2 protein-coding genes are annotated in these 2,344 nt (G+C 45.9%); both read right to left on the reverse strand.

Annotated elements, in window-relative coordinates:
- Window positions 1-80 precede the first annotated feature (80 nt).
- Window positions 81-788, reverse strand: coding sequence for a tetratricopeptide repeat protein (locus tag AC805_RS16015; protein ID WP_231663203.1), 708 nt, complete (start codon window positions 786-788; stop codon window positions 81-83).
- Window positions 789-1,007: 219 nt separating this feature from the next.
- Window positions 1,008-2,045: a hypothetical protein gene (locus AC805_RS16020; RefSeq protein WP_055076348.1), complete on the reverse strand. Its 1,038-nt coding sequence runs from the start codon at window positions 2,043-2,045 to the stop codon at window positions 1,008-1,010.
- Window positions 2,046-2,344 lie beyond the last annotated feature (299 nt).

Here is a 2,344-nt window from a genome sequence, read left to right on the forward strand (position 1 = left end):
CTTACACCGAGGGCTGAGCGAAGTCGAAGCCCGTCTACAAGTTATTTAAAACGACTATAATCCTTGGGCTTTACATTCTTTTATGAGCCCGCTAAAACTTGTTTTGCAGTTTGAATTTGATCGCTGCTAAAACCTGCTTCATTAAGAAAGTTTAAAAATTCAGTATTACGATATCTCGCGTCAACGCCGATCGCCTCGCGAAAAGTTTTGTGTGCGTTAGGTAGATCGCCTGATGCCCATTGCGCGATCGCCTGAGCGACAAAGGGATGGGGATTATTGGGTTCAAGTTCGATCGCTTTTTGAGCATAGGCGATCGCCAGATCGTATTGCTTGAGACGTTGATAGGCCAAGCTGAGGTTGTAATGGGCGATCTCATTATCAGTTTTGAGGATGGCTGCCCAGCTATGCAGAACCACCGATTGAGGCAAGTCCCCACGGACTAGATATACAATGCCGATCGCATTAAAGGCCTGTAGCGAGGATGGGGATCGATAAATTGCTTCCCATAGGGATGCTGCCGCCGCCTCATCTTTTTTCGCAAGATGCTGTGTCCAACCCAGAATAATCCGACCATCAATATTTTGGGGATCGAGGGCGATGGATTTCTCTAAAGCCGCGATCGCTTCCTCAAATCGTTCTTGTTTGCGGTAAGCAAGCCCCTGTTGGCGATACTCATCCGCTGCTTGTTTATCGGCTGGGGTTGCTTTACGCGCCTGCAATGAATTTGACGGTTTAGAACTAGCAGCGATCGCAGGAAATACAAACATGAGGCTCGTTGCAAGCATCATTACAAGCATCATTAAATTTGACAAGCTGAAAATTGTGGGCAAGCGTTTCAAAGCAATTTTCCTATCGATAATGCAAAAGGCTCGCAAAGCGAGCCTTTTGCATTTTATTTTATTTTTATACCAATTCCCTAAATGGCAACGGCATTTTGGGAATCTCAAAACCTTACTGGGTTTGGGGTCTAATTCACAAAAGTGTTGTCACACTTTCGTGAATTGGTATTATTTGCTTGCCGTAAACTGACGATAGGCTCTGGAAACTAATTTGTCATCCAAAAAAGTAACATTCATATTCATCTCGCCACTCGACCAACTAACGATCACGGCGCGATCGCTAACATTGTGATCGATCCCCAAAGGCTTACCTTCACTGCCTAAAATACTTGCCACTTGGTCGTAACTCATTCCTCGACCGAGGCAGATATAGTTTTTCAAGGAGATGGCAGGATTGCCACAACGATATTGAACGTTGGTGATATTGGTGTCATGGTGCTGTTTGGGCATCAGAGCAAGGTTAATGGATGGTCCTGATAGGACTTCGGTCAGCCAATAGAGAGCGATTAACATTACACCGAGGATCAGCACATCTTCGATGACAGCCCGAACTAAATTGCGTTGATGGCGGCGTTTGATCTGTTGGGCTTTTTCCTTCGTCCAAGTTTCCCAAGGGAAGGTATCGACCCACTGGATGGTGTCGTTAAACTTAGCGATCGCGCTAGTGCCAATGGCAGCTAAAGCTCCTTTGGGATCGCGAATCGTGAGGCGGCTAGCAGTGCGGGCTGCTTGGATCGTTTTGGGATTAACTAACCAGCCACGGAAACGGCGCACCAAATTACCAGCTTTAAATTTACCTCTAGCTAGAGGGCTGCTTTGAGCGCTACGCGATGGCTGACGAGAATCGCGGACAAGTGCATTTGATGGCAAAGGCTTGGGGGCAGCAATAAATGGAATATCCCGTCCCTGTGCTAATAATGGAACCGCTTCCCCAATGACATAAAATTCCCATTCGATGCGACGCACGCCCACGAGTTGGAGGCGATTAAAGTATCGATCGATATTTTGAGTAAATTCATTGAGGCGATCGCGATTAGCGTCAGAAGTAATCAGAGTAAAAGCAATGGATAGAACTTGCTGCTCAAACTTCAGCTCCGTTTGCTCAGCAGCCACTAGATCCATATAGTCGGAAGCAAGACTGGTCAAAACATGCTGCAATTTCTGCCAAGCTTGTCTGTCTTCAAGATTTAATCGCACTGCTTTCATGATTTATCCTCATCATTGACCCTAATTAGGTCTCATCATCTTAGGTAACTATGGGAACAGTTACGCTGTTTGTAACAAGGTCGATGTTACCCAAACCCAACAAGTTTTTTAACAACCTCAGAAAATATGGTTGTAAGTAGCTAGGCATAAGTAAACTTAAAACCTAGAAGAGCGTACCGCCCGCGTAGTGGGCGGTACGCTCTCTGGTTTTGGTTTTTAATTATGCCTAGCTACTTATAGCTACAGTCACTTGACTTAGGACATAAACCCCAAGAATTGATTGGCGGCGCTTCGCGCCG

The organism is Pseudanabaena sp. 'Roaring Creek', from assembly GCF_001402795.1.
Lineage (GTDB): Bacteria > Cyanobacteriota > Cyanobacteriia > Pseudanabaenales > Pseudanabaenaceae > Pseudanabaena.